Source organism: Streptomyces griseicoloratus (assembly GCF_014534645.1).
Lineage (GTDB): Bacteria > Actinomycetota > Actinomycetes > Streptomycetales > Streptomycetaceae > Streptomyces > Streptomyces griseicoloratus.
Window position 1 is genome coordinate 1 of record NZ_JACVQF010000013.1, and the last position, 752, is coordinate 752.

1 protein-coding gene is annotated in these 752 nt (G+C 70.6%); it reads right to left on the bottom strand.

What is annotated here, in order from left to right; translation table 11 throughout:
• Nucleotides 1-752: condensation domain-containing protein (locus H0H10_RS00220; RefSeq protein WP_223179167.1), on the bottom strand; the 752-nt coding region annotated here is incomplete at both ends.

Below are 752 nucleotides of genomic sequence, written 5' to 3' on the forward strand. Positions count from 1 at the left end.
CACGCCAGGTGGAACACGGTGGCCGCGCTCGTCCCGAGCGAACGCGCCGCCTCCCGCACCCGGCCGCCGAGCTCCCCGTCGAGCCGCAGATGCGCCCGCACGACATCGCTCCCGTCGCCGTGGACGTCCAGCAGCCCGTACGGTGCCGTCGGCTCGGTGACGTCGCCGAGGAGGGTGTCGAAGTACCGCTCGTGCTCCTCCCGCGACACGCCCAGCCGCGCCTGCGCCACGAAGTTCCTGAACGGCAGCGGCTCCGGCAGCAGATCCTCACGGCCCGACAGGAACGCTCCCAGCTCGCCGAGCAGCAGGTCCTGGGTGGTGTGGTCCTGCACGAGGTGGTGGATGCGCAGCAGCGCCAGCCACCGGTCGCTGCCGGGCTCGGCAGCGATGTGCACCCGGATCAACGGGGCCCGGGTCAGCTCCATGCGGGACCCGGCGAGAGCCGCCAGCTGACGGCCTTGGTCGACGTCTTCAGGATCGAGTACGACCTCTTCGACGGGGAGCGCCACGTCACGCAGGACCACCTGGACCGGTTCGCGCAGTCCCTCCCAGAGGATGGCCGTGCGGTAGATGTCGTGCCGCTCCACCACCTGCTGCAGACCACCCAGGAACGCGTCCAGCCGACTGCGTGAGTCGAACTCGACGACCCGGGGGGAGAGGTACACGTCGGTTCGGTCGTCCGCCTGAAGCAGGTGGTGGAAGAGGATGCCCTCCTGGAGCGGGGCGAGGGGGTAGACGTCCGCGATGTTCGC